Genomic DNA, 23,918 nt, shown 5'->3' with positions numbered 1-23,918 from the left:
CGTAGCTTTACGCTCAGGCGTCGAACGAACGCACAGAAGATACGACGAACCCTGATGAACACTACTGCCGAGGGCACGACGGTCTAAATGATCCAAGAGTACGAGCCGGAAGCGACCCGACGGGCGACCGGCGAAGCGGAGAGCAGCCGGGCCAGCCGCGGCTGGTGGGACCGCAACGCCGACGAGTACCAGAACGAGCACGGCGCCTTCCTCGGCGACGACCGCTTCGTCTGGGGGCCGGAGGGGCTGGACGAGGCCGACGCCGCACTGCTGGGACCCGCGAGCGGGCTCAAGGGACGCGACGTGCTGGAGATCGGCGCGGGCGCCGCGCAGTGCTCGCGCTGGCTCGCGGCGCAGGGCGCCCGGCCCGTGGCCCTCGACCTCTCCCACCGCCAGCTCCAGCACGCCCTGCGGATCGGCGACGACGTGCCGCTGGTGGAGGCCGACGCGGGCGCGCTGCCCTTCGCGGACGGCTCCTTCGACCTGGCGTGCTCCGCCTACGGCGCGGTGCCGTTCGTCGCGGACCCGGTGCGGGTGATGCGCGAGGTGCACCGGGTGCTGCGGCCCGGGGGCCGCTGGGTCTTCTCGGTCACGCACCCCGTCCGGTGGGCGTTCCCGGACGAGCCGGGGCCGGAGGGACTGTCCGTCGCCGCCTCCTATTTCGACCGCACGCCCTACGTCGAACAGGACGAGGCCGGGCGGGCCGTCTATGTGGAGCACCACCGCACGATCGGCGACCGCGTGCGCGACGTGGTCGCGGGCGGCTTCCGGCTGGTCGACCTGGTCGAGCCGGAGTGGCCGGCCTGGAACACCCAGGAGTGGGGCGGCTGGTCCCCCCTCCGCGGCAACCTCATCCCGGGCACGGCGATCTTCGTCTGCGAACGGGACTGAACCACGCACCGGTCCACGCACCGGTCCACGAAGGCGGAACCCCGGGGCACCCGCCGGCCTGAGCGAGACTGGAGCGCGTGATCCACACCGACGCCCTCGACCGGCTGCCCGTCCGCGCCGCCCTGCCCGCCCTCACCGAGGCGCTCGAAGGCCACGGCGCGGCCGTCCTGTGCGCGCCCCCCGGCACCGGCAAGACGACGCTGGTCCCCCTGGTCCTAGCCGGTCTCGTGGGGGGCGGCGCGCCACGGCGGCGCGTCCTCGTCGCCGAACCCCGGCGGATCGCCGCGCGGGCCGCCGCCCGCCGCATGGCATGGCTGCTGGGCGAGTCCGTCGGCGACCGGGTCGGCTTCACCGTGCGCGGCGAGCGGAAGGCCGGGCCCGGCACCGTCGTCGAGGTGGTCACCACGGGTGTGCTGCTGCAGCGGCTCCAGCGCGACCCGGAGCTGGCGGGCGTCGACGCGGTCGTCCTCGACGAGTGCCACGAACGGCACCTGGACGCCGACACGGCCGCCGCCTTCCTCCTGGACGTACGGTCCGCGCTCCGGCCCGAACTGCGGCTGGTCGCGGCGTCCGCGACCACCGACGCCGAGGGCTGGGCACGGCTGCTGGGCGACGCCCCCGTGGTGGAGGCGCGGGGCACCTCGCACCCGGTGGAGGTCGTATGGGCCCCGCCCCGGCGCCCGGTCCGGCCGCCGCACGGGATGCGGGTGGACCCCGCCCTGCTGGAGCACGTCGCGGACGTGGTGCGGCAGGCCCTGCGGGAGCGCCAGGGGGATGTCCTGTGCTTCCTGCCGGGCGTCGGCGAGATCGCGCGGGTGGCCGGGCGGCTGGGCGGGCCGGAGACGCTGGGCGCCGAGGTACTCCAGGTGCACGGGCGCGCCCCGGCCGCCGTGCAGGACGCGGTGCTGGCGGGCGGCTCGGGGACGCGCCGGGTCGTCCTGGCGACCGCGGTCGCCGAGTCCAGCCTGACCGTCCCGGGCGTGCGCGTCGTGGTCGACGCGGGCCTGGCCCGCGAGCCGCGCACGGACCACGCGCGCGGGCTGAGCGCCCTCACGACCGTACGGGCGTCCCGGGCCAGTGCCCGGCAGCGGGCGGGCCGGGCGGGGCGCGAGGCGCCGGGCACGGTGTACCGCTGCTGGACGGAGGCCGACGACACCCGCCTCCCCCGCTTCCCGGCGGCGGAGATCACGGTCGCCGACCTGACGGCGTTCGCCCTGCAGGCCGCGTGCTGGGGCGACCCCGACGCGTCCGGGCTCGCGCTGCTCGACCCGCCGCCCGCCGGGGCCATGGCCGCGGCGCGCGACGTCCTCACGGCCACCGGGGCGGTCACCGCCGACGGCCGGGCCACCGACCGGGGCCGCCGCATGGCCCGGCTCGGCCTGCACCCCCGGCTGGCGCGCGCCCTGCTGGACGGCGCGCACGAGGTGGGCGCGCGCCGGGCCGCCGAGGCCGTGGCCCTGCTGAGCGAGGAACCGCCGCGCGACTACGGCGACGACCTGGCCGCCGCCTGGCGCGCGGCACGGCGCGGCGGCGACGCGTACGCCACCCGCTGGCGCGCGGAGGCCCGCAGGCTGGAGAGCGCGGTACGGGGGGCGGCCGGGGCCGACGGCACCGCGTCCGCGCGGGGCGACGACGCCGTCGCCGGGCTCGTCGCCGCGCTCGCCTTCCCCGAACGCGTCGCGCGGGCGCGCGGCGAGGGCGCGTACCTCATGGTGTCCGGTACGGGCGCCGAGCTGGGCGACGGTTCGCGGCTGCGCAGCGGCCAGTGGCTGGCGATCGCCGTGGCGGACCGGCCGGTGACGGCCGCGTCGGCGCGGGTGACGCTGGGCGCGCTGATCGACGAGGACACGGCCCGCGCCGCCGCCGGAGCCCTCTTCCGCAAGGGCGAGGAGGTCGGCTGGTCCGAGGAGCGGCGCGACGTGGTGGCGCGGTCGGTCGAGCGCCTGGGCGCGGTGGAACTCGCCGCCCGCCCGCTGACCGCCCCGGACCCCGCGCTCGTGCGCGAGGCCCTCCGCGAGGGGCTGCGGCGGGAGGGGCTGGGGCTGCTCCGCTGGACGCCCGAGGCGACCGGTCTGCGGCAGCGGCTGGCGTTCCTCCACCGCGAACTGGGCGCGCCCTGGCCCGACATGTCGGACGAGGCGCTGCTGACGGGTACGGACGACTGGCTGGGCTGGGATCTCGACCGCGCCCGGAAGCGGGCCGACCTGGAGCGGCTGGACGCGGGCAAGGCGCTGGAGCGGCTGCTCCCTTGGGCGTCGGGGGACGCCGCGCGCCTGGACGAGCTGGCCCCCGAGCGGATCGAGGTGCCGAGCGGGTCCCGCATCAGGGTGGACTACGGCGGCGGGCAGCCGGTGCTCGCGGTCAAGCTCCAGGAGCTCTTCGGGTGGCGGGACGTGCCGCGGGTGGCGGGCGGGCGGGTGGCCGTGCTCGTGCACCTGCTGTCACCGGCGGGGCGGCCCGCGGCCGTCACCGCCGACCTGGCCTCGTTCTGGCAGGACGGCTACCGGGCCGTCCGGGCGGAGCTGCGGGGGCGTTACCCGCGGCATCCCTGGCCGGAGGACCCGTCGACCGCGACGGCGACGCGGCGGACGAACGCGCGCCGGTAGTTCTCCCTCCGCCCGAACCGGGATACCGGGTGTGCGCCCCGGGAGCCGTTGCCGCCTGCGGCGGCGGCTGCCTCAATCGCCGGACGGCCTGATTTCGGCCCGTCCGGCGATTGAGGACAAGCGGCGCAGCCGCTTTGGGGGGTCCGGGCGGCTCCCCTCCTCACGCGGCAGAGCCGCACATCGGCACAGCGGGAAGGGGCGGGGCTGGGAACAAAGCCCCGCCGCAGGCGGCGAGCCTGCCCGCAGCCGGGGTCGGGCCGAGGACGCGGGGCAAGCCCGTCCGGCGAGGACCCGTCAGGGCAGATAACGCTCGATCGCGGCCGCGCCCTCCTCCTCCATCAGGCGCTTCGCCGCTTCCACCCGCTCCGGGGTGATGTCCCGGCCGGAGGCCATGACCAGGTCCTCGGGGTCGAAGGGCCGCTCACCGCCGGTGTACAGCCGGCTCGGTCCGGACGCGGCGGTTTTGTCCTCGGGGCTCTCCTTCACGGTGGGCCTCCTCTGCTCAGCGGCCGGCCCCTGCCGGGGGCGGCAGTTTGGGTTTCCCCCCATCGTGTGACATTTCCGGTGCAAGCGCACGCCGATCTCCCAGTGGGGTATGGACGGGCCGGCCACGGCGGGAGCGGGCCTCCAGGACCAGTGCCAGCGCGGCCAGTCCGGCGCCGAGCCCGAGGAAGCCCCAGGGCAGCCAACTGGTGAGCAGCAGCACCAGGCGTCGCTGGGAGGTGACGAGGGCGACCGTGGAGTCGACGTAGTCGGGCCGCATCCGCACATGCCCGGCGAAGGCCGTGATCGGCTTCTTCTCCGGGTGGTCGATCCAGCGCATCTCCTCCCGGTGGATCTCCTCCCCGTTGACGGGGGCACCGGTCGTGGGGTCGACCCAGAACATGCGCTTGGTGGTGTACCAGCGCTCCAGTCCGATCTGCCGGACGGCGTCGGGGGTGAGCCCGAGGGGCAGTGCGCGCGGCACGGGCACGCGGGTCCAGGGGATGGTCTGCTCGAAGTAGTAGACGCTCAGGCCGTGGAAGCTGCGCGTCCCCCCGTAGTGGATCGGCGCGGAGGTCCGGGTCTGCATGTCGAAGTACCGGTAGTCGCGCTTCTGTACCAGGAAGGGCCACTTGTACTCGATGCCGTCGCGGCGCACCGGTGCGCCGTCGACGTGCTCGCCGCCCGCATGGACGGGCTGCTGACTGTGGGCGTCGAAGACGTAGCGCTCGGGGATCCTGGAGACCATGGCGCCGTCGGGCCCGGCGACATAGGTGAGGGCGTCCCAGACGACGACGTCGCGCCCCGTCTCGTCCTTGACCTTACGGGCCTGCTCCACATTGCCCTTGAGGGTCTCGATCATCGTGAGCCTGGGGACCTTCTTGGGTTCCAGGGTGCTGTAGTCGATGAGGGTGGCGTCCTTCGCCTCCAGGACGACGCTCTGATAGCGGCCCGCGGGGACCTTCGCCAGCCGGGGAAAGGCGTACCAGCGCAGCAGCGGTGACAGGACGGCGAAGAAGACGGCGAAGGCGAGGAGGACCAGGCTCGCTCTGCGGCGCACGGTACGGCCCCGCGTTCAGGGGTGGGCGGGGGCGGCGGTGAGGAGCGGCTCCGGCGAGGTGCTGCCGCCCGGCGGGCCGATCGTGGTGACGGTGAACACGAGGGCGAGGGCGGCGGCCACTCCGATGGCCGCGGCGGCCAGTGCGCGCATGCGTCCGCCTCCAAACTGACAGTACGTCAGGGCTGGGGCACGGTAGCAACGCGAGCGGCAGATGAGAACGGGGCGGGCCGGAATACCGGCCCGCCCGGAGGTCCTGCACCGGGCTCCGCCTGCCCCACGCCCCGTCAGGGGCGCGGGGCAGCGTTGTTCTGCGGCTCCGCCGCGTGGGCGCGACCAGCCCCCACCGGCCCGCAGGCTCGCGACGGACCCCGGACCGCACCCGACCGGACAGCAACGCTCGGGGCGGAGCCCCGGGCGGCACGGAACCGCCCGGAAACCCCGCCCCGTACAGGCGAGCGCGGCGTCAGTGCGCCGCCGACTCCCAGTCCCCGCCGACACCGACCGACACGTCCAGCGGAGCACGCAGCTCCACCGCACCGGCCATCTCCCGGCGCACCAGCGCCTCGACCGCCTCGCGCTCGCCCGGCGCGATCTCCAGCACGATTTCGTCGTGCACCTGGAGCAGCATCCGGGACGCGAGCTTCTCCGCCTCCAGGGCCTCCGCCACCCGCAGCATCGCCACCTTGACGATGTCCGCGGCCGTGCCCTGGATCGGAGCGTTCAGCGCCATCCGCTCCGCCATCTCACGGCGCTGCCGGTTGTCGCTGTTCAGATCCGGCAGATAGCGGCGACGGCCCAGCATCGTCTCCGTGTAACCGGTCGCACGCGCCTCCTCCACCACCCGCTGGAGATAGTCGCGCACCCCGCCGAACCGCTCGAAGAATGTGTCCATCAGCCGCCGCGCCTCGTCCGGCGCGATATTGAGCTGCTGGGACAGGCCGAACGCCGACAGACCGTAGGCCAGGCCGTACGACATCGCCTTGATCTTCCGCCGCATCTCCGCGTCGACCTCGGTCTTCGCCACGCCGAAGACCTGGGAGGCCACCGTGGTGTGCAGATCCTCACCGGAGGCGAACGCCTCGATCAGACCCTCGTCCTCCGAGAGGTGGGCCATCACCCGCAGCTCGATCTGGCTGTAGTCGGCGGTCATCAGGGACTCGAAGCCCGCACCGACCACGAAGCCCCGGCGAATGGCCCGGCCCTCGTCCGTACGCACCGGGATGTTCTGCAGATTGGGCTCCGTGGACGACAGCCGCCCGGTGGCCGCCACCGTCTGGTTGAACGTCGTGTGGATCCGGCCGTCCGGCGCGATCGCCTTGATCAGCCCCTCCACCGTGGACCGCAGCTTGGACTGCTCACGGTGCCGCAGCATGATCACCGGAAGCTCGTTCTCCGTCTGGGAGGCGAGCCACGCCAGCGCGTCGGCGTCCGTCGTGTAACCGGTCTTGGTCTTCTTCGTCCTCGGCAGGCCCAGCTCGCCGAAGAGAACCTCCTGCAACTGCTTGGGCGAGCCCAGATTGAACTCGTGCCCCGCGGCCGCGTGCGCCTCCGTGACGGCCTGCTGCACCGCCGCCGCGAACTGCTGCTCCATCTGCTCCAGCCAGCCGCGGTCCGCGGCGATGCCCGCCCGCTCCAGCCGCGCCAGCAGCGCGCTCGTCGGCAGCTCCACATCCGTGAGCAGCTCCGCCGCGCCGACCTCCCGCAGCCGGCCCGTGAACGCGACACCCAGGTCCAGGACCGTACGGGCCCGGCCCATCAGGGCATCCGCCTCCGCCTGCTCGTCCGCGCCGAACGCCAACTGCCCGTCGGCCGCGGCGGCCGTCGCCAGCTCACGCCCCAGATACTCGACCGACAGCGCGTCCAGGGCGAAGGAACGGCGCCCCGGCTTCACCAGATACGCGGCCAGCGCGGTGTCCATCGACACCCCCGCGACCGACCAGCCGTGCTCGGCGAAGACCCGCATCGCGGCCTTCGCGTCGTGCATCACCTTCGGCCGCCCGGCATCCGCGCTCCACGCCGCGAACGCCCGCTCGTCGGCCTCGTCCAGCTCCGCCGGATCGAACCACACCGCCGGGCCCTCGCCCGACGCCAGAGCGATCTCGGCGACCCGGCCGCTCCCCTGCGACCACGAGTCGACCATGGCAAGACCCAGCGGCCCCGACGCGTGCTCCGCCAGCCACGGAGCGAGCCCGCCCGCGGCGAGCACCACACCGTCGACCTCGGCACCGGCGGCCGGAGCCGCCTCCTCCTCGGCCTCCGCACCCGGATCGGCCGCCAGCAGCCGGTCCCGCAGCCCCTGGTTGCGGATCTCCAGACCCTCCAGGAACGCGATCAGCGCCGTCCGGTCGTACGCCTCCCGGACCAGACCCTCCGGGCCCATCGGCAGCGCCACGTCCCGCACCATCTCGGTCAGCCGGCGGTTGAGCTTCACGGCCTCCAGGTGGTCACGGAGATTCTGCCCGGCCTTGCCCTTGACCTCCTCGACCCGCTCCACCAGCTCGGCGAACGAACCGAACTGATTGATCCACTTCGCCGCCGTCTTCTCCCCGACGCCCGGGATGCCCGGCAGGTTGTCCGACGGGTCACCGCGCAGCGCCGCGAAATCCGGATACTGCGACGGGCTCAGCCCGTACTTCTCCTGCACCTTCTCCGGCGTGAAACGCGTCAGCTCCGACACGCCCTTCGTCGGATACAGCACCGTGACATCGTCCGAGACCAGCTGGAACGAGTCACGGTCACCCGTGACGATCGAGACGTGGAACCCCTCCGCCTCCGCCTGCGTGGCCAGCGTGGCGATCACATCGTCGGCCTCGAAGCCGTCCACCGCGAACCGCGGCACCCGCATCGCGTCGAGCAGCTCGCCGATCAGCTCGACCTGCCCCTTGAACTCGTCCGGCGTCTTCGACCGCGTCGCCTTGTACTCCGGGAACTCGTCCGACCGCCACGTCTTCCGCGACACGTCGAACGCCACCGCGAAATGCGAAGGCTTCTCATCACGCAGCGTGTTCGCCAGCATCGACGCGAAGCCGTACACCGCATTCGTCGGCTGCCCGGCGACCGTCGTGAAATTCTCCGCGGGCAGCGCGAAGAACGCCCGGTACGCCATGGAATGCCCGTCCATCAGGAGCAGCCGGGGACGCTCCCCCTCCACCGCTTCGGACCCGGTCACTGCGCTCATCTCCGCTGCCTTCGTCGCCTTTGCTGCCACGCCCCCGATCCTGCCACGGCCCACTGACAATCCCGGCCACACGTCCACGGCCCCCGCCTCGGCGACACCCGTGTCAGTGCCCCGTGACAGGATCAGCACGCACGGACATCCGCGGACCACACCCACGCACGGATCCGCGACCACCGACCGCTCGAGGGGGAGCGACATGGCAGGCAAGCCGCCCACCAGTGACCCGGTCCAGGACGCACCCGACGTCACCGCCCCGCAGCACGCCGCGGCCGGGCTGACCGCCGTCGCCCACTCCCTGCGCATGGCCAACGAGCAGATGGGCGTCCGGCGCACCGCCCTCACCCTGCTCAAGGTCAACCAGAAGGACGGCTTCGACTGCCCCGGCTGCGCCTGGCCCGAGCCCGACAAGCGGCACACCGCCGAATTCTGCGAGAACGGCGCCAAGGCCGTCGCCGAAGAAGCCACCCTCCGCCGCATCACCCCCGAGTTCTTCGCCGCCCACCCCGTCTCCGACCTCACCGGACGCAGCGGCTACTGGCTCGGACAGCAGGGCCGCCTCACCCAGCCCATGCACCTCGCCGAAGGCGCCGACCACTACGAACCGGTCACCTGGCAGCGCGCCTTCGACATCATCGCCGAGGAACTCGACGCCCTCTCCTCACCCGACGAAGCCGTCTTCTACACCTCGGGCCGCACCAGCAACGAAGCAGCCTTCCTCTACCAGCTCTTCGCCCGCGAATTCGGCACCAACAACCTCCCCGACTGCTCCAACATGTGCCACGAGTCCTCCGGCTCGGCACTCTCGGAGACCATCGGCATCGGCAAGGGCAGCGTCCTCCTCGAAGACCTCTACAAGGCCGACCTCATCATCGTCGCCGGACAGAACCCCGGCACCAACCACCCCCGCATGCTCAGCGCCCTCGAAAAGGCCAAGGCCGGCGGAGCCCGCGTCATCACCGTCAACCCGCTCCCCGAAGCGGGCCTGGAACGCTTCAAGAACCCGCAGAACGCCCGCGGCCTCTCCGGCGTCGGCACCCCCCTCACCGACCTCTTCCTCCAGATCCGCCTCGGCGGCGACCAGGCGCTCTTCCGCCTCCTCAACCGCCTGATCCTGGAGACCGAGGGCGCCGTCGACACCGGCTTCGTCGCCGAACACACCCACGGCTTCGACGACTTCGCCCGCGCCGCCCGCGCCGCCGACTGGGACGAGACCCTCCGCGCCACAGGCCTGTCACGCGCCGACATCGAGCGCGCCCTGGAGATGGTCCTCGCCTCCCGCCGCACCATCGTCTGCTGGGCCATGGGCCTCACCCAGCACAAGCACGCCGTGCCCACCATCAGGGAGATCGTCAACTTCCTCCTGCTGCGCGGCAACATCGGCCGCCCCGGCGCCGGCGTCTGCCCCGTCCGCGGCCACAGCAACGTCCAGGGCGACCGCACCATGGGCATCTTCGAGCGCCCCGCCCCCGAATTCCTCGACGCCCTGGAAAAGGAATTCGGCTTCACCCCACCGCGGGAACACGGCCTTGACGTCGTCCGCGCCATCCGCGCACTCCGCGACGGCCAGGCCAAGGTCTTCTTCGCCATGGGCGGCAACTTCGTCTCCGCCACCCCCGACACCGACGTCACCGAAGCCGCCGTACGCCGCGCCCGCCTCACCGTCCACGTGTCCACCAAGCTCAACCGCTCGCACGTGGTCACCGGCGCCCGCGCCCTCATCCTCCCCACCCTCGGCCGCACCGAACGCGACCGCCAGGACAGCGGCGACCAGTTCGTCACCGTCGAGGACTCCATGGGCATGGTCCACGCCTCCCGCGGCCGCCTCAAGCCCGCCGGACCCCACCTGCTCTCCGAGCCCGCCATCGTCTGCCGCCTCGCCCGCCGCGTCCTCGGCACCACCAGCACCACCCCCTGGGAAACCTTCGAACGCGACTACGCCGCCATCCGCGACCGCATCGCCCGCGTCATCCCCGGCTTCGAGGACTTCAACGCCCGCGTCGCCCGCCCCGGCGGCTTCACCCTGCCGCACGCCCCCCGCGACGAACGCCGCTTCCCCACCACCACCGGCAAGGCCAACTTCACCGCCGCCCCCGTCGAACACCCCCACGCGCCCGAAGGCCGCCTGCTGCTCCAGACCCTCCGCTCCCACGACCAGTACAACACCACCATCTACGGCCTCGACGACCGCTACCGCGGCATCAAGAACGGCCGCCGCGTCGTCCTCGTCAACCCCGACGACGCCCGCGAACTCGACCTGGCCGACGGCTCCTACGCCGACCTCGTCAGCGAATGGACCGACGGCAGCGAACGCCGCGCACCCGGCTTCCGCGTCGTCCACTACCCCACCGCCCGCGGCTGCGCCGCCGCCTACTACCCCGAGACCAACGTCCTCGTCCCTCTCGACCACACCGCCGACACCAGCAACACCCCCGCCAGCAAGTCCCTGGTCATCAGAGTGGAACCGGCCCGTCCGGCCTGACCCGGCCGACCCGGCCGACCCGGCCGGCCGGGTCACCTGATAAGACGTTCACCACGCAACGACCAAGGACGACCAAGGACGATCGGAGCCGGACACATGGGCGAGCGGAGCCAGACCACCTTCCCGCAACAGGTCCTGGACCAATGGGCCGACAGCGGACACGACCTGCCGACCCTCTTCTCCGCCGGGCACCTCGGCGACCGCATGGGTCTCCAGGTCGTCGAGGCCTCCCCCGAGCGCGTCGTCGGCACCCTCCCCGTCGAGGGCAACACCCAGCCGTACGGCCTCCTCCACGGCGGCGCCTCCGCCGTGCTCGCCGAGACCCTCGGCTCGGTCGGCGCCATGCTGCACGGCGGCCCCGGCAGGATCGCCGTCGGCGTCGACCTCAACTGCACCCACCACCGCGGCGTACGCTCCGGGCTGATCACCGGCACCGCCACCCCCGTCCACCGGGGCCGCTCCACCGCCACGTACGAGGTCGTCATCACCGACGACCAGGACCGGCGCGTCTGCAGCGCACGCCTCACCTGCCTCATCCGCGAAACCGGCCCCACCGCCTGAACCGACCGGCCCGGCACCCGGGCCGGTCCCCCCTTCCCGGACCCTTCCCGGGCCCTTCCCCACCCGGCCGACCCGCCCTACCTTTCGGCCATGAAGGACCCGCCCCGCACCACGCCCCGGCGGCGAACGGCCGCCATCTGCACCCTGCTCGTCGCGACCGCCCTCGTCTCCGGCTGCTCCGACTCCCGGCACGAGGGCGCGAGCGCCACCGCCACCACCACCGCACCGGCCGTCTCGGACATCCGCACCTGCACCCGGCTGATCTCCTACTGGGCCGAGGAGACGATCACCGGCGGCCATTGGGCCGGGCTCGACTGGGAACAGAAAGGCCTCTCCAACGACCAGTTCGCCATCTTCGACGACATCGTGCGGACGGCCCGCACCGAGCAGCGGCAGCACGGCACCGACGCCGCACGGAAGCTGATAGAGCGTCAGACGGAGCAGCGCTGCACGGCCGCCGGCGGCGCGACCCACAGCTCGGAGAACTGGCGACCGCCCACATAACACTGCGTAGCGCCCCACCCCAAGCAGAACCCATGGGATCCCCCCGGAGATACGGCACCCGGCACGCACCCCCGCATGCCCCGCGGAGGGGCGACCCATAAGCGGAACTGAACCTTCGCGCTATCTGGATGGTGAGGTTCACCCGATAAGTGCGGACTGTCTGCGCACCACTGCTACACCGACACCCCAGACGTGACGCCCGCCATAACAAGACAGTCACATCATGGCCTGTACCTCTGCCCGCCGCCGCCGCACACCCCTAGAGTCACGGCCAGTCACCACCCCGGGCGGCCCGCACCCGACCCACCACCTTTCCACGCCGCCCGGCGGAGGCCGCGCCAGGGAAAGGACTCACCGTGCGCCATCGATCCTTGCTCGTCCTCACCACCGCGATAGCCACCGGGGCACTCACCCTGAGCGCATGCGGATCCCGCGACAAGAGCGACAACAGCGATAACGCCAAGGCCACTGTCACCATCGGCATCGACGCCCCCCTGACCGGCTCGCTCTCCGCCCTCGGCCAGGGCATCAAGAACTCCGTCGACCTCGCCGTCCGAACCGCCAACGACACCAAGGAAGTCAAGGGCGTCACCTTCAAGGTGGAAGCCCTCGACGACCAGGCCGTCCCCGCCTCCGGCGAACAGAACGCCACCGCCCTCGTCGCCGACCAGAACGTCCTCGGCGTCGTCGGCCCCCTCAACTCCGGCGTCTCCCAGTCCATGCAGGGCGTCTTCGCCAGGGCCGGACTCACCCAGGTCTCCCCCGCCAACACCAGCCCCGAACTCAGCCAGGGCGCCAACTGGCTCACGGGCCAGAAGAAACGCCCCTTCCCCACCTACTTCCGCACCGCCACCACCGACATCATCCAAGGCCGCTTCGCCGCCCAGTACGCCCACAACGACGCCAAGAAGACCAAGGCCTTCGTCGTCGACGACAAACAGACCTACGGCGTCGGCCTCGCCTCCATCTTCGCCGAGGAATTCAAACACCTCGGCGGCCAGGTCGTCGGCACCGACCACATCACCGTCAAGGAGACCGACTTCTCCAGCATCGCCAACAAGGTCAAGAACTCCGGCGCCGACATCGTCTACTTCGGCGGCCAGTACCCCGAAGGCGGCCTCCTCTCCGACCAGGTCAAACGAGCCGGCGCACACATCCCCACCATGGGCGGCGACGGCATCTACGACCCCGCCTTCATCACCGCCTCCAGCGAGAGCAACGACGGCGACCTCGCCACCTCCGTCGGCTACCCCGTCGACCAGCTCGACTCCGCCAAGACCTTCGTCAAGAACTACGCCGCCGCCGGATACAAGGACCCCTACGCCGCCTACGGCGGCTACTCCTACGACGCCGGCTGGGCCATCGTCCAGGCCGTCAAGAAGGTCGTCGCGGACAACAACGGAAAACTCCCCGGCGACGCCCGCAAAAAAGTCACCGAAGCCATGGGCAAAGTCTCCTTCGACGGAGTGACCGGCAAGGTCTCCTTCGATGAATTCGGCGACACCACCAACAAACAACTGACGGTCTACGAAGTCCAGCACGACACCTGGAAATCCAAGAAGAGCGCCACCTTCAAGGACTGACCGACCGGGCACCCGCACCACGCCCCGCACCCACAGGACCCCGCGCGAGGACACCCACCACGCCCTCGCGCGGACCCACATTCCGACACCACATCGGAGGACCGCGGTGCACGCACTGCCGCAAACGCTGGTCAGCGGTCTCGCCCTCGGTGCCCTCTACGGCCTCATCGCCATCGGGTACACCATGGTCTACGGCATCGTCCAGCTCATCAACTTCGCCCACGGCGAGATCGTCATGATCGGGGGCTTCGGCGCCCTCACCGTCCACCTCTGGCTGCCCGGCGGCACCCCGCTCGCCGCCGCCCTCCCCCTCATGCTCATCGGCGGCGCCCTCGCCGCCGTGGCCACCGCCACCGCCGCCGAACGCTTCGCCTACCGCCCCCTGCGCGACGCCCCCCGCCTCGCCCCGCTCATCACCGCCATCGGCCTCTCCCTCGCCCTCCAGCAGCTCGTCTGGGCCTTCTACCCCGACGCCAAGAAGGCCCGCTCCTTCCCCCAGTTCCACGGCGACTCCTTCCAGCTGGCCGGCAACATCCACCTCCAGCGCGACGACCTCTTCGTCCTCGTCGCCGCCCCCCTCTGCATGATCGCCCTCGGCTTCTTCGTCTCCAGGAGCCGCACCGGCCGCGCCATGCAGGCCACCGCCCAGGACCCCGACACCGCGAAGCTCATGGGCATCGACACCGACCGCATCATCGTCCTCGCCTTCGCCATCGGCGGCGCCTTCGCCGCCGTGGCCGCCGTCGCCCAAGGCCTCCGCTCCGGACAGGTCAACTTCGACATGGGCTTCATCCTCGGCCTCAAGGCCTTCACCGCCGCCGTCCTCGGCGGCATCGGCAACATCTACGGCGCCATGCTCGGCGGAGTCGTCCTCGGCATCGCCGAAGCCGCCTCCACCACCTACATCCAGAACATCCCCGGCATGCACCAACTCGGAGGCGGCGGCTGGAAGGACGTCTGGGCCTTCGTCCTCCTCATCCTCGTCCTGCTGATCAGGCCCCAAGGACTGCTCGGCGAACGCGTCGCGGATCGGGCGTGACCACCATGACCCCACACACCGAACACACCGACGAACACACCGACACCACCCGCCCCGGCATCGAGACCACCCCCGTCCTCCCGCTGTCGCCGGGCGCGGCCCGCGCCCTCACCGCCACCGGAGCCGTCCTCAGCGCCGCCTCCACCTTCCTCTCCTGGACCTGGACCACCGCCTTCCCCGGCAACCTCACCGTCAACGGCTACCCCGGCGGACTCCAACTCCTCACCCTCACCGGCGCCCTCCTCACCCTCGCCTACACCCTCGCCGCCCACATCCCCGGACTCCGCTGGCTCAACCCCGCCGGAGGCCACGACGCCACCGCCCACCTCGCCGCGGGCACCCTCGCCACCACCTGGTACACCCTCATCGCCATCGCCGTACAACTCGGCGGGCTCGCCAACCTCGAACCCGGCGGCTATATCGCCGCCCTCACCACCCTGCTCACCCTCACCGGCGCCCTCGGCCTCCCCATCGACCGGCGCACCACCGACTCCTACCCCCCGAACAGCCGCCTCGGCGCCCCCGACCCGCTCGCCCGGACGCTCCGCGGCACCCTCCGCACCATCCGACCCGGCCGCACCGAACGGCAGCTCCCCAGCCCCCGGCCCCTCCCGTCATGGGCCGAAATCCTCATCATCGCCGCGGCGTTCGGCCTCGCCCTCTACCTCGTCACGTACGGCATCGGCACCGCCTACGGCGAACTCTTCACCGGCTTCCTCATCCTCACCGGCTTCGGCGCCCTCGCCCTCCGCAAAGCCGGCCTCGTCACCCGGCTCACCCAACTCACCCGCAAACACCGCAACATCGCCATCACCGCCTCCTTCGTCGCCGCCGCCCTCTTCCCCCTCACCCAGTCGACCGACCAGTACACCCTGATCGCCGTCAACATCCTGATCTTCTCCACCGTCGCCCTGGGTCTCAACGTCGTCGTCGGCCTCGCCGGCCTTCTCGACCTCGGCTACGTCGCCTTCCTCGGCGTCGGCGCCTACACCGCCGCCCTCGTATCCGGCTCCGCCTCCTCCACCCTCGGCGTGCACTTCCCCTTCTGGGCAGCCGTCCTCACCGGAGCCGCCGCCTCACTCGTCTTCGGCATCGTCATCGGCGCCCCCACCCTCCGCCTCCGCGGCGACTACCTCGCCATCGTCACCCTCGGCTTCGGCGAGATCTTCCGCATCACCGTCGGCAACCTCAACGGGATAACCGGCCCCTCTCTGACCAACGGCCCCAACGGCATTCCCAACATCCCCGACCTCGTCCTCTTCGGCTACAAATTCGGCGCCACCCACACCCTCGCCGGAATCACCCTCAACCCCTTCGCCAACTACTACCTCCTGATGCTCCTCATCACGATCCTCGTCGTCCTCGTCTTCCACCGCGCCGGGAATTCCCGCATCGGCCGCGCCTGGATCGCCATCCGCGAGGACGAGACCGCCGCCGGCGCCATGGGCATCAACAGCTTCCGCCTCAAACTCCTCGCCTTCGCCCTCGGCGCCACCCTCGCCGGACTCGCCGGCACCGTACAGGCCCACGTCGCCTACACCGTCGTGCCCGAGCAGTACGTCTTCGCCGGACCCGTACCGCCCAACTCCGCGTTCCTGCTCGCCGCCGTCATCCTCGGCGGCATGGGCACCATCCGCGGCCCCCTCCTCGGCGCCGCGCTCCTCTACCTCATCCCCGCCAAACTGCAATTCCTCCACGACTACCAACTCCTCGCCTTCGGCGCCGCCCTGATCCTCCTCATGCGATTCCGCCCCGAAGGAATCGTCCCCAGCCGCCGGCAACAACTCGAATTCCACGAGGACACCACCGGAACCGGTCCCGGCACCGACCCCGGACCCGGCACCCTCGGCATCATCAAGGCGGAGGCGTAGACCACCATGCCCACCACCCAGGACGCCCCCGTACTCGCCGCCACCGGCGTCACCATGCGCTTCGGCGGACTCACCGCCGTACACGCCGTCGACCTCACCGTCCGGCACCGCGAGATCGTCGGTCTCATCGGCCCCAACGGGGCGGGAAAAACCACCTTCTTCAACTGCCTCACCGGCCTCTACCGGCCGACCGAAGGCACCGTCGCCTACCGCGACACCGTCCTCCCGCCCAAACCCCACCTCGTCACCCGAGCCGGAATCGCGCGCACCTTCCAGAACATCCGCCTCTTCGCCAATATGACCGTCCTCGAAAACGTCCTCGTCGGCCGCCACACCCGCACCCACGAGGGCCTCTTCGCCGCACTCCTCCGCAGCCCCCGCTTCCACCGCGCCGAAAAAGCCTCCACCCAACGCGCCATGGAACTCCTCGAATTCACCGGCCTCACCCGCAAGGCCGACCAGCTCGCCCGCAACCTCCCCTACGGAGAACAACGCAAGCTGGAAATCGCCCGCGCCCTCGCCAGCGACCCCGGACTCCTCCTCCTCGACGAACCCACCGCCGGAATGAACCCCCAGGAGACCCGCGCCACCGAAACCCTCGTCCGCGCCATCCGGGAACAGGGCACCGCCGTCCTCGTCATCGAGCACGACATGCGCTTCATCTTCAACCTCTGCGACCGCGTCGCCGTCCTCGTCCAGGGCGAAAAACTCGTCGAAGGAACATCGGAGACCGTCCAGGCCGACGAACGCGTCATCGCCGCCTACCTCGGCACCCCCTTCGAAGGAGCGCCCGGCCAGGAGGAAATCGCCGAAGTCGAAGCCGCCGAAGCGGACGCCGCACGCGCGGAGGAGGACCGATGACCGCCCTCCTGGAGGTCGAGAACCTCCGCGTCGCCTACGGCAAGATCGAGGCCGTCAAAGGAATCAGCTTCACCGTCGAAACCGGCCAGGTCGTCACCCTCATCGGCACCAACGGCGCGGGAAAGACCACCACACTCCGCACGATCTCCGGACTCCTGAAACCGCTCGCCGGCACCGTCCTCTTCGGCGGAAAGCCCATCGTCGGCACACCCGCCCACCGGATCGTCGCCCTCGGACTCGCCCACTCCCCCGAAGGCCGCCATATCTTCCCCCGCCTCACCATCGCGGAGAACCTCCAGCTCGGCGCATTCCTCCGCAAGGACCCGGACGGAATCCAGCAGGACATCCAGCGCGCCTACGAGCTCTTCCCCATCCTCGGCGAACGGGCGAAACAAGCCGCGGGCACCCTCTCCGGCGGCGAACAGCAGATGCTCGCCATGGGCCGCGCCCTGATGTCCCGCCCCGAACTCCTCATGCTCGACGAGCCCTCCATGGGCCTCTCGCCGATCATGATGCAGAAAATCATGGAGACCATCGCCGAACTCAAATCCACCGGCACCACCATCCTGCTCGTCGAACAGAACGCCCAGGCCGCGCTCTCCCTCGCGGACCGGGGCCACGTCATGGAAACCGGCCGCATCGTCCTCTCCGGAACGGGCACGGAACTCCTGCACGACGAGTCGGTACGCAAGGCGTACCTGGGCGAGGACTGAGCGAGGACGGAGATACGCGGAAGGGCCCGCGCCGGATCGGCGCGGGCCCTTCGCTGCTGCATTGGCGGGGGCGGGCTACTGCCCCTTCGCCGCCTTCTTCTCCTCGGCGTCCTCGATGACCGCCTCGGCGACCTGCTGCATCGACAGCCGACGGTCCATCGACGTCTTCTGGATCCAGCGGAAAGCGGCCGGCTCGGTCAGCCCGTACTGCGTCTGCAGAATGCTCTTCGCGCGGTCCACGAGCTTCCGCGTCTCCAGCCGCTGGGAGAGGTCGGCGACCTCCTGCTCCAACGCCTTCAGCTCGGTGAACCGGGACACCGCCATCTCGATGGCGGGCACGACGTCGCTCTTGCTGAACGGCTTCACCAGGTACGCCATGGCCCCGGCGTCCCGGGCCCGCTCCACGAGCTCGCGCTGCGAGAAGGCGGTGAGCATCAGCACGGGCGCGATGGAGTCCGCGGCGATCTGCTCGGCGGCGGAGATCCCGTCGAGGACCGGCATCTTCACATCGAGGATGACCAGGTCCGGCTTGTGCTCCCGGGCGAGCGCGACCGCGGTCTCGCCGTCGCCCGCCTCGCCGACTACGGAGTAGCCCTCTTCCTCGAGCATCTCTTTGAGATCGAGCCGGATGAGGGCCTCGTCCTCGGCGATCACGACACGGGTGATGTGCGGCGGGGTGTGCGGCTGCTCGTCGTCGACGGGCGGCTGGGGCTCGGCGGCGGTCACGGGTCTCCTCGATCGGGACAGGTGGTGCCCCATGAGCGTACCTAGCTGCGGTATGTTTGATGCACGGCGGGTTTCCGCTAACCTTGGTTTCATAGGCCAGCCCTGGTAGTCCAGCGGGAGAGACACGGTGCTCAAACCACCGACAGCGTGGGTTCGAATCCCACCCAGGGCACTTTACCTTCATTTCTAAGGTCCGCCAACAGTTGGCGATCTTCACTCGCCTCGGTGAACGTGGCTTCGTTTTAGCTTCACGGCAGCAAAAACCTGATCAGGCTCGGCTGCGTGTACGACCTCGATACGCGCAAACGCGCCCTCGCACTCGTCGACCAAGGCCGCAGCCTCAACTCCGTGAGCAAGCAGACCGGCATATCCCGGTATGCGATCCGGAGCTGGCAAACAAGAATCGAACCGTTCTCCCGCACCACTGAGTGCCCGCGTTGCTGCTCCGCGCCACACCTCCCCCGCGAGGGGGCTGCCTACGTCTACCTGCTCGGCCTATATCTGGGCGACGGCCACATCGTCCACTACCGGAAGCATCGCGTACCGAGCCTCTCCATCGCCTGCGGCGATAGTTGGCCGGGTCTGATCGAAGCCGCTGCAAGTGCACTGGGGACCGTCTTCCCGGACAACAAGGTCTGCCGAGTGCAGAGCGTCGGCTGCATCTACGTGAAGACCTACTCAAAGCACCTTCCGTGCCTGTTCCCCCAACACGGCCCCGGCAAGAAGCACGACCGCCTCATCGCCTTGGAGCCATGGCAACAGCAGCTGGTGGACGCCCATCCCTGGGAGTTCGTCCGTGGTCTCATCCACTCCGACGGCTGTCGCATCACCAACTGGGCCACCCGCCTGGTCAAAGGCGAGCGCAAGCGCTACGAGTACCCGCGGTACTTCTTCACCAACACGTCGGAAGACATCATCCGGCTCTTCACCGACACCCTCGACAAGGTCGGCGTGGAGTGGAAGACCGCCCGGCAGAGCCGGAGAGCCCAGAACATCTCGGTCGCCCGCAAAGAATCCGTCGCCCTCATGGACGCCCACATAGGCCCCAAGTACTGACCTACTCCTCCCCGATGTGGTGCACCCGCACCAAATTGGTCGTCCCCGCCACCCCCGGCGGGGACCCCGCGGTGATGATGACCATGTCCCCCTTCCGGCAGCGGCCGATCTTCAGCAGGTGTTCGTCCACCTGTTTCACCATTTCATCGGTCGTCTGGACCATCGGCCCCAGGAACGTCTCCACACCCCACGTGAGGCTGAGTTGGGCCCGCGTCGCCGGCTCCGGGGTGAAGGCCAGCAGCGGGATCGGTGAGCGGTACCGCGACAACCTCCTCGCCGTATCACCGGATTGGGTGAAGGCCACCAGGAACTTCGCCCCGAGGAAGTCGCCCATTTCCGCGGCGGCACGGGCGACCGAGCCGCCCTGGGTGCGGGGCTTGCCGCGTTCGGTCAGGGGTGGGAGGCCCTTGGCGAGGACGTCCTCCTCCACCGCCCGCAGGATGCGGCCCATCGTCTTGACCGTCTCGATCGGGTACTTCCCGACACTGGTCTCGCCCGAGAGCATGACCGCGTCGGTGCCGTCGATCACGGCGTTGGCCACGTCGGACGCCTCCGCGCGCGTGGGCCGCGAGGCGTCGATCATGGAGTCGAGCATCTGAGTGGCGACAATGACCGGTTTGGCATTGCGCCTGGCCAGTTTGATCGCGCGCTTCTGCACGATCGGGACCGTTTCCAGGGGCATTTCGACGCCCAGGTCGCCGCGGGCGACCATGATGCCGTCGAAGGCGTCGACGATGCCGTCGAGGTTCTCGACGGCCTGCGGCTTCTCGATCTTGGCGATGACGGGGAGACGGCGGCCTTCCTCGTCCATGACGCGGTGCACGTCCACGATGTCGCGGGCGCTGCGGACGAAGGAGAGGGCGATGATGTCGGCGCCCGTCCTGATCGCCCAGCGGAGGTCCTCGACGTCCTTGTCGGAGAGGGCGGGGACGGAGACGGCGACGCCGGGGAGGTTGAGGCCCTTGTGGTCGGAGACCATGCCGCCTTCGACGACGACGGTCCGTACGCGGGGGCCGTCGACCGCGGTCACCTCCAGGGTGACGCGGCCGTCGTCGACGAGGATGCGTTCGCCCCTGGCGACGTCCGCGGCGAGGCCGCCGTAGGTGGTGCCGCAGGTGTGCCGGTCGCCCTCGATCTCCTCGACGGTGATGGTGAATTCATCGCCGCGTTCAAGAAGTACGGGGCCTTCGCGGAATCGGCCCAGGCGGATCTTCGGGCCTTGAAGGTCGGCGAGGACGCCGATGCTGCGGCCGGACTCCTCGGCGGCTTTGCGTACGCGCTGGTACCGCACCTCGTGGTCGGCGTGGGTGCCATGACTGAGGTTGAAGCGGGCGACGTCCATTCCGGCCTCGACGAGTGTCTTGATCTGCTCGTACGAGTCGGTGGCCGGTCCCAGGGTGCAGACGATTTTCGCTCGGCGCATGGCACGACCATATGGCCTACCGGCGGGTAGAGAATTGGTCGGCCACCACAGCCCAACGTCCGTTGAGTAAAAGGTTGTTGACAATTAGTGAAACGTGCGCGGGGGTGCTCTGATGAGCATGCGGCGCACTCCCCGCGCGACGGTTCACAGCGCGGGCGGCGTCATCGTAAAGCGGGCGTTGACCTGCGCGTAGACCATCTGGCGCTGGGGTTCCAGGTCGAGCGCGGGAGCGGGGGCCGCACCTCCGTACGCGGCGGCGCGCATCATGCCGCCGGGGGCGGGGGGCGGGGCGACGGGGAGCGTGTTCTCCGCGCCGAGGTCGGCGAGTTCCACCAGGGCGACGAGCTGGGCGCCGAGCGCGCCGGCGTACTCGCGGGCCCGCTGGACCGCTTCCCGTACGGCCTGCTGGCGGGCCTCACGGTGGGCGGGCGAGTCGGGGCGGAGTGCCCACCAGGGGCCTTCGACACGGGTGAGGTCGAGGGTGGCGAGGCGGGTGGTGAGTTCACCGAGGGTGGTGAAGTCGCCGAGGGTCGCGGTGAGGTGGACGCTGCCGTGGTACGCGTGCACCCGCTCGTGGCGGCCCTTCTCGGTGAGCTGTGGGGTGATGGTGAAGGTTCCCGTCTCCAGTTTTTCGACGGTGTCGCCGTAGGACTTGAGGAGATCGAGGGCGTGGTTGTTGCGGCGGGTGAGGTCGTTGAGGGCGGTGGTGCGGTCGGTGCCGCGGGCGCTGATGGTGATGCCGATATGGGCGATCTCGGGGTCGACTTCGAGGCGGGATTCACCGCGGACGGCTACGCGGGGGCTTTCGGGGGTCCCGTAGGGGAGGGCCGGTGTGGTCATGGGGCCAGGGTCTCAGGCCGCGCCCTCGCCTACGTCTTCGCCTGCGGCGGGCTCCGTTCCCGACTGCGGGTCCGTTGCACCTGCGGCGGGAGCGTCCCCCAGACTCCGTCCGGGGTGCCCCCAGCGGCCGCGTCCTCAAACGCCGGACGGGCTGGTTGTGCCCGGCCACGTCCTTGATTCCACGGGCCGCCGTTTCGCTGCCACGGTCCGCGAAATTCAGCCCGTCCGGCGTTTGAGGACACCGCGCGGAGCGCGGTTCGGGGTCCGGGGCGGAGCCCGCCGCAGGCGCGGACGGCCCTGCCCGGAGGGTCAGTGCACCGGGAGTTGGCGGGGGATGGGGCGGCGGTCGTCCGTAGGGGTGTGGGGGCGGGGCTGGGGGCGCGGCTCCAGGCCGAAGGTGGTGAAGGCGGTGCGTTCCGGCAGCGAATAGACGGTCTTGCCCATGATCGCGTTGAGGATGACGGCACTGCGCCAGGCGGCGAGCCCGAGGCCGGGGGTGCCGATGCCGTGCGTGTGGCGTTCGGCGTTCTGGACGTGGATGGCGCCCTTGACCAGAGGGTCGAGGACCAGGCGGTGGTCCTCGTCGATGCGGGGGCGGTCGCTGTGGTCGCGGCGGATATAGGGGTCGAGGGCGGCGAGAAGGGTGTCGGTGCGGCGTTCGCGGTAGCCGGTGGCGAGGACGACGGCGTCGGTGGTGATGCGGGAGCGGGTGCCCTGTTGGGCGTGTTCGAGGTGGAGTTCGACGCGGGTGGTGCCGACGCGGCCCGCGGTGCGGACGAAGACTCCTGGGGTGAGGACGGTGTCGGGCCAGCCGCCGTGGAGGCTGCGGCGGTAGAGCTCGTCGTGGATGTCGGCGAGGGTTTCGGCGGCGATGCCCTTGTGGAGCTGCCATTGCTGGGGCAGGAGTTGATTGCGTACGCCTTCGGGGAGGGCGTGGAAGTAGCGGGTGTAGTCGGGGGTGAAGTGTTCGAGCCCGAGCTTGCTGTGTTCCATGGGGGCGAAGCCGGGGGTGCGGGCGAGCCAGTGGAGTTTTTCGCGGCCGACGGGGCGGTTGCGGAGGAGGTCGAGGAAGACTTCCGCGCCGGACTGGCCGGAGCCGATGACGGTGATGTGCTCGGCGGCGAGGATCTTCTCGCGGTGGTCGAGGTAGTCGGCGGAGTGGATGACGGGGACGGCGGGGGCCTCGGCGAGGGGGCGGAGGGGTTCGGGGATGTGGGGGGTGGTGCCGACGCCGAGGACGAGGTTGCGGGCGTAGGCGCGGCCGAGGGCCTCGGCTTCGCCTTCGGCGTCGAGCTGGGTGTAGTCGATTTCGAAGAGGTTGCGTTCGGGGTTCCAGCGGAGGGCGTCGATCTGGTGGCCGAAGTGGAGGCCGGGGAGGGACTGGCTGACCCAGCGGCAGTAGGCGTCGTATTCGGCGCGCTGGATGTGGAACCGCTCGGCGAAGTAGAAGGGGTAGAGGCGTTCGCGGGACTTGAGGTAGCTGAGGAAGGTCCAGGGGCTGGTGGGGTCGGCGAGGGTGACGAGGTCGGCGAGGAAGGGGACTTGGAGGGCGGTGCCGTCGATGAGGAGGCCGGGGTGCCAGCGGAAGGTGGGGGTCTGGTCGTAGCAGGCGGTGCGGAGCCCCGGGAGGCCGTGGGCGAGGGCGGCGAGGGAGAGGTTGAAGGGGCCGATGCCGATGCCCGCGATATCGAGGGGCTGGTCGGGGGTGGTGCGGGGGCCGGGCTCGGGGGTGATGTCCGGGTTGGCGTCGGCGGCCTTCTTGGAGGGGTTGGCGCTACTGCTGCTCATCGATCGGTGTGGCCTTCCACGAGGTTGAGGAGAGTGCGGAGGTGGTCGGGGGTGGCGTGGGGTGCGTGACCCTCCGGGGGTGCGTGACCGTACTTGGGTAGGTGCCGCTCCCTGGGCGGGTGCCCGTCCCTTGGCGGGTGCCCGTCCCTTGGCGGGTGCCGCTCGGGGAATGGGTGCCCCTTCGTGGGCGGGCTCCCCTGCGGGGGCGGGCTTCCCCTCCGGGGGCGAGTGCCCACTCGGGGGCGGGTGCCCCTGC

19 protein-coding genes and 1 tRNA gene are annotated in these 23,918 nt (G+C 70.8%); 12 read left to right on the top strand and 8 right to left on the bottom strand.

What is annotated here, in order from left to right:
- Positions 1-87: 87 nt before the first annotated feature.
- Both ACWD4A_RS03180 and hrpB read left to right on the top strand, forming a co-directional pair.
- Positions 88-891 carry a class I SAM-dependent methyltransferase gene (locus ACWD4A_RS03180; RefSeq protein WP_451188718.1) on the top strand — a complete coding sequence of 268 codons (804 nt, stop codon included), beginning with the start codon at positions 88-90 and terminating at the stop codon, positions 889-891.
- A gap of 77 nt (positions 892-968) precedes the next feature.
- The gene (gene hrpB, locus ACWD4A_RS03175; RefSeq protein WP_451188715.1) at positions 969-3,497 is read left to right on the top strand and encodes an ATP-dependent helicase HrpB; all 2,529 of its coding nucleotides are present in this window, start codon (positions 969-971) and stop codon (positions 3,495-3,497) included.
- Between the two features lie 294 nt (positions 3,498-3,791).
- On the opposite strand, the gene ACWD4A_RS03170 is transcribed toward hrpB, so the two are convergent.
- The 4 genes from ACWD4A_RS03170 to polA all read right to left on the bottom strand — a co-directional run bounded on the left by ACWD4A_RS03170 (position 3,792) and on the right by polA (position 8,218).
- A complete protein-coding gene (locus ACWD4A_RS03170) occupies positions 3,792-3,983 on the bottom strand; it encodes a hypothetical protein (RefSeq protein ID WP_451188712.1) in 192 nt (63 codons plus the stop codon).
- 16 nt (positions 3,984-3,999) lie between these two features.
- Positions 4,000-5,040 carry a DUF3068 domain-containing protein gene (locus ACWD4A_RS03165; RefSeq protein ID WP_451188710.1) on the bottom strand — a complete coding sequence of 347 codons (1,041 nt, stop codon included), beginning with the start codon at positions 5,038-5,040 and terminating at the stop codon, positions 4,000-4,002.
- A 15-nt stretch (positions 5,041-5,055) separates the two neighbouring features.
- On the bottom strand, positions 5,056-5,190 hold the full coding sequence (locus ACWD4A_RS03160; protein WP_451188708.1) for an SPW_0924 family protein: 135 nt from the start codon (positions 5,188-5,190) through the stop codon (positions 5,056-5,058).
- 313 nt (positions 5,191-5,503) lie between these two features.
- Positions 5,504-8,218 carry a DNA polymerase I gene (polA, locus tag ACWD4A_RS03155; RefSeq protein WP_451188705.1) on the bottom strand — a complete coding sequence of 905 codons (2,715 nt, stop codon included), beginning with the start codon at positions 8,216-8,218 and terminating at the stop codon, positions 5,504-5,506.
- A 196-nt stretch (positions 8,219-8,414) separates the two neighbouring features.
- On the opposite strand from polA, the gene ACWD4A_RS03150 reads away from it, so the two are divergent.
- From ACWD4A_RS03150 to ACWD4A_RS03115, 8 genes are all read left to right on the top strand, one after another.
- The gene (locus ACWD4A_RS03150; RefSeq protein WP_451188702.1) at positions 8,415-10,697 is read left to right on the top strand and encodes an FdhF/YdeP family oxidoreductase; all 2,283 of its coding nucleotides are present in this window, start codon (positions 8,415-8,417) and stop codon (positions 10,695-10,697) included.
- 96 nt (positions 10,698-10,793) lie between these two features.
- On the top strand, positions 10,794-11,258 hold the full coding sequence (locus ACWD4A_RS03145) for a PaaI family thioesterase (protein ID WP_451188699.1): 465 nt from the start codon (positions 10,794-10,796) through the stop codon (positions 11,256-11,258).
- A 90-nt stretch (positions 11,259-11,348) separates the two neighbouring features.
- Positions 11,349-11,762, top strand: a complete 414-nt coding sequence (locus tag ACWD4A_RS03140) for a hypothetical protein (protein ID WP_451188695.1) — start codon at positions 11,349-11,351, stop codon at positions 11,760-11,762.
- 356 nt (positions 11,763-12,118) lie between these two features.
- Positions 12,119-13,345: a branched-chain amino acid ABC transporter substrate-binding protein gene (locus tag ACWD4A_RS03135; RefSeq protein WP_451188692.1), complete on the top strand. Its 1,227-nt coding sequence runs from the start codon at positions 12,119-12,121 to the stop codon at positions 13,343-13,345.
- 106 nt (positions 13,346-13,451) lie between these two features.
- Positions 13,452-14,384, top strand: coding sequence for a branched-chain amino acid ABC transporter permease (locus tag ACWD4A_RS03130; protein WP_451188689.1), 933 nt, complete (start codon positions 13,452-13,454; stop codon positions 14,382-14,384).
- A gap of 5 nt (positions 14,385-14,389) precedes the next feature.
- Complete coding sequence (locus tag ACWD4A_RS03125; RefSeq protein ID WP_451188925.1) at positions 14,390-16,255, top strand: branched-chain amino acid ABC transporter permease; 1,866 nt, start codon at positions 14,390-14,392, stop codon at positions 16,253-16,255.
- Between the two features lie 6 nt (positions 16,256-16,261).
- Positions 16,262-17,116 carry an ABC transporter ATP-binding protein gene (locus ACWD4A_RS03120; protein WP_451188686.1) on the top strand — a complete coding sequence of 285 codons (855 nt, stop codon included), beginning with the start codon at positions 16,262-16,264 and terminating at the stop codon, positions 17,114-17,116.
- Positions 17,113-17,829 carry an ABC transporter ATP-binding protein gene (locus ACWD4A_RS03115; protein WP_451188683.1) on the top strand — a complete coding sequence of 239 codons (717 nt, stop codon included), beginning with the start codon at positions 17,113-17,115 and terminating at the stop codon, positions 17,827-17,829. Before ACWD4A_RS03120 ends, ACWD4A_RS03115 begins: the two co-directional genes overlap by 4 nt.
- 75 nt (positions 17,830-17,904) lie before the next feature.
- On the opposite strand, the gene ACWD4A_RS03110 is transcribed toward ACWD4A_RS03115, so the two are convergent.
- A complete protein-coding gene (locus ACWD4A_RS03110; RefSeq protein ID WP_451188680.1) occupies positions 17,905-18,555 on the bottom strand; it encodes an ANTAR domain-containing response regulator in 651 nt (216 codons plus the stop codon).
- 99 nt (positions 18,556-18,654) lie between these two features.
- On the opposite strand from ACWD4A_RS03110, the gene ACWD4A_RS03105 reads away from it, so the two are divergent.
- Both ACWD4A_RS03105 and ACWD4A_RS03100 read left to right on the top strand, forming a co-directional pair.
- A tRNA-Leu gene (locus tag ACWD4A_RS03105) sits at positions 18,655-18,727 on the top strand.
- 110 nt (positions 18,728-18,837) lie between these two features.
- Entirely contained in the window at positions 18,838-19,611 is a 774-nt protein-coding gene (locus tag ACWD4A_RS03100) for a transcriptional regulator (RefSeq protein WP_451188677.1), read from the top strand.
- A 1-nt stretch (position 19,612) separates the two neighbouring features.
- Here ACWD4A_RS03100 and pyk read toward each other — a convergent pair whose 3' ends face one another.
- From pyk to ACWD4A_RS03085, 3 genes are all read right to left on the bottom strand, one after another.
- Positions 19,613-21,034 carry a pyruvate kinase gene (gene pyk, locus ACWD4A_RS03095; protein ID WP_451188674.1) on the bottom strand — a complete coding sequence of 474 codons (1,422 nt, stop codon included), beginning with the start codon at positions 21,032-21,034 and terminating at the stop codon, positions 19,613-19,615.
- Positions 21,035-21,178: 144 nt separating this feature from the next.
- Positions 21,179-21,874: an SIMPL domain-containing protein gene (locus ACWD4A_RS03090; RefSeq protein ID WP_451188671.1), complete on the bottom strand. Its 696-nt coding sequence runs from the start codon at positions 21,872-21,874 to the stop codon at positions 21,179-21,181.
- A gap of 309 nt (positions 21,875-22,183) precedes the next feature.
- A complete protein-coding gene (locus ACWD4A_RS03085) occupies positions 22,184-23,662 on the bottom strand; it encodes a lysine N(6)-hydroxylase/L-ornithine N(5)-oxygenase family protein (protein WP_451188669.1) in 1,479 nt (492 codons plus the stop codon).
- Between the last annotated feature and the right edge of the window lie 256 nt (positions 23,663-23,918).

The organism is Streptomyces sp. NPDC002537, from assembly GCF_053594975.1.
This window is presented reverse-complemented; position numbering and strand designations above follow the sequence as displayed.

Bases quoted from the DNA above. Each gene is read 5' to 3' on its own strand.
- ACWD4A_RS03180 (WP_451188718.1), top strand. From the start codon at position 88: ATGATCCAAGAGTACGAGCCGGAAGCGACCCGACGGGCGACCGGCGAA.
- ACWD4A_RS03160 (WP_451188708.1), bottom strand. From the start codon at position 5,190: ATGCGCGCACTGGCCGCCGCGGCCATCGGAGTGGCCGCCGCCCTCGCC.
- polA (WP_451188705.1), bottom strand. From the start codon at position 8,218: ATGAGCGCAGTGACCGGGTCCGAAGCGGTGGAGGGGGAGCGTCCCCGG.
- ACWD4A_RS03150 (WP_451188702.1), top strand. From the start codon at position 8,415: ATGGCAGGCAAGCCGCCCACCAGTGACCCGGTCCAGGACGCACCCGAC.
- ACWD4A_RS03145 (WP_451188699.1), top strand. From the start codon at position 10,794: ATGGGCGAGCGGAGCCAGACCACCTTCCCGCAACAGGTCCTGGACCAA.
- ACWD4A_RS03140 (WP_451188695.1), top strand. From the start codon at position 11,349: ATGAAGGACCCGCCCCGCACCACGCCCCGGCGGCGAACGGCCGCCATC.
- ACWD4A_RS03125 (WP_451188925.1), top strand. From the start codon at position 14,390: ATGACCCCACACACCGAACACACCGACGAACACACCGACACCACCCGC.
- ACWD4A_RS03120 (WP_451188686.1), top strand. From the start codon at position 16,262: ATGCCCACCACCCAGGACGCCCCCGTACTCGCCGCCACCGGCGTCACC.
- ACWD4A_RS03115 (WP_451188683.1), top strand. From the start codon at position 17,113: ATGACCGCCCTCCTGGAGGTCGAGAACCTCCGCGTCGCCTACGGCAAG.
- pyk (WP_451188674.1), bottom strand. From the start codon at position 21,034: ATGCGCCGAGCGAAAATCGTCTGCACCCTGGGACCGGCCACCGACTCG.
- ACWD4A_RS03090 (WP_451188671.1), bottom strand. From the start codon at position 21,874: ATGACCACACCGGCCCTCCCCTACGGGACCCCCGAAAGCCCCCGCGTA.
- ACWD4A_RS03085 (WP_451188669.1), bottom strand. From the start codon at position 23,662: ATGAGCAGCAGTAGCGCCAACCCCTCCAAGAAGGCCGCCGACGCCAAC.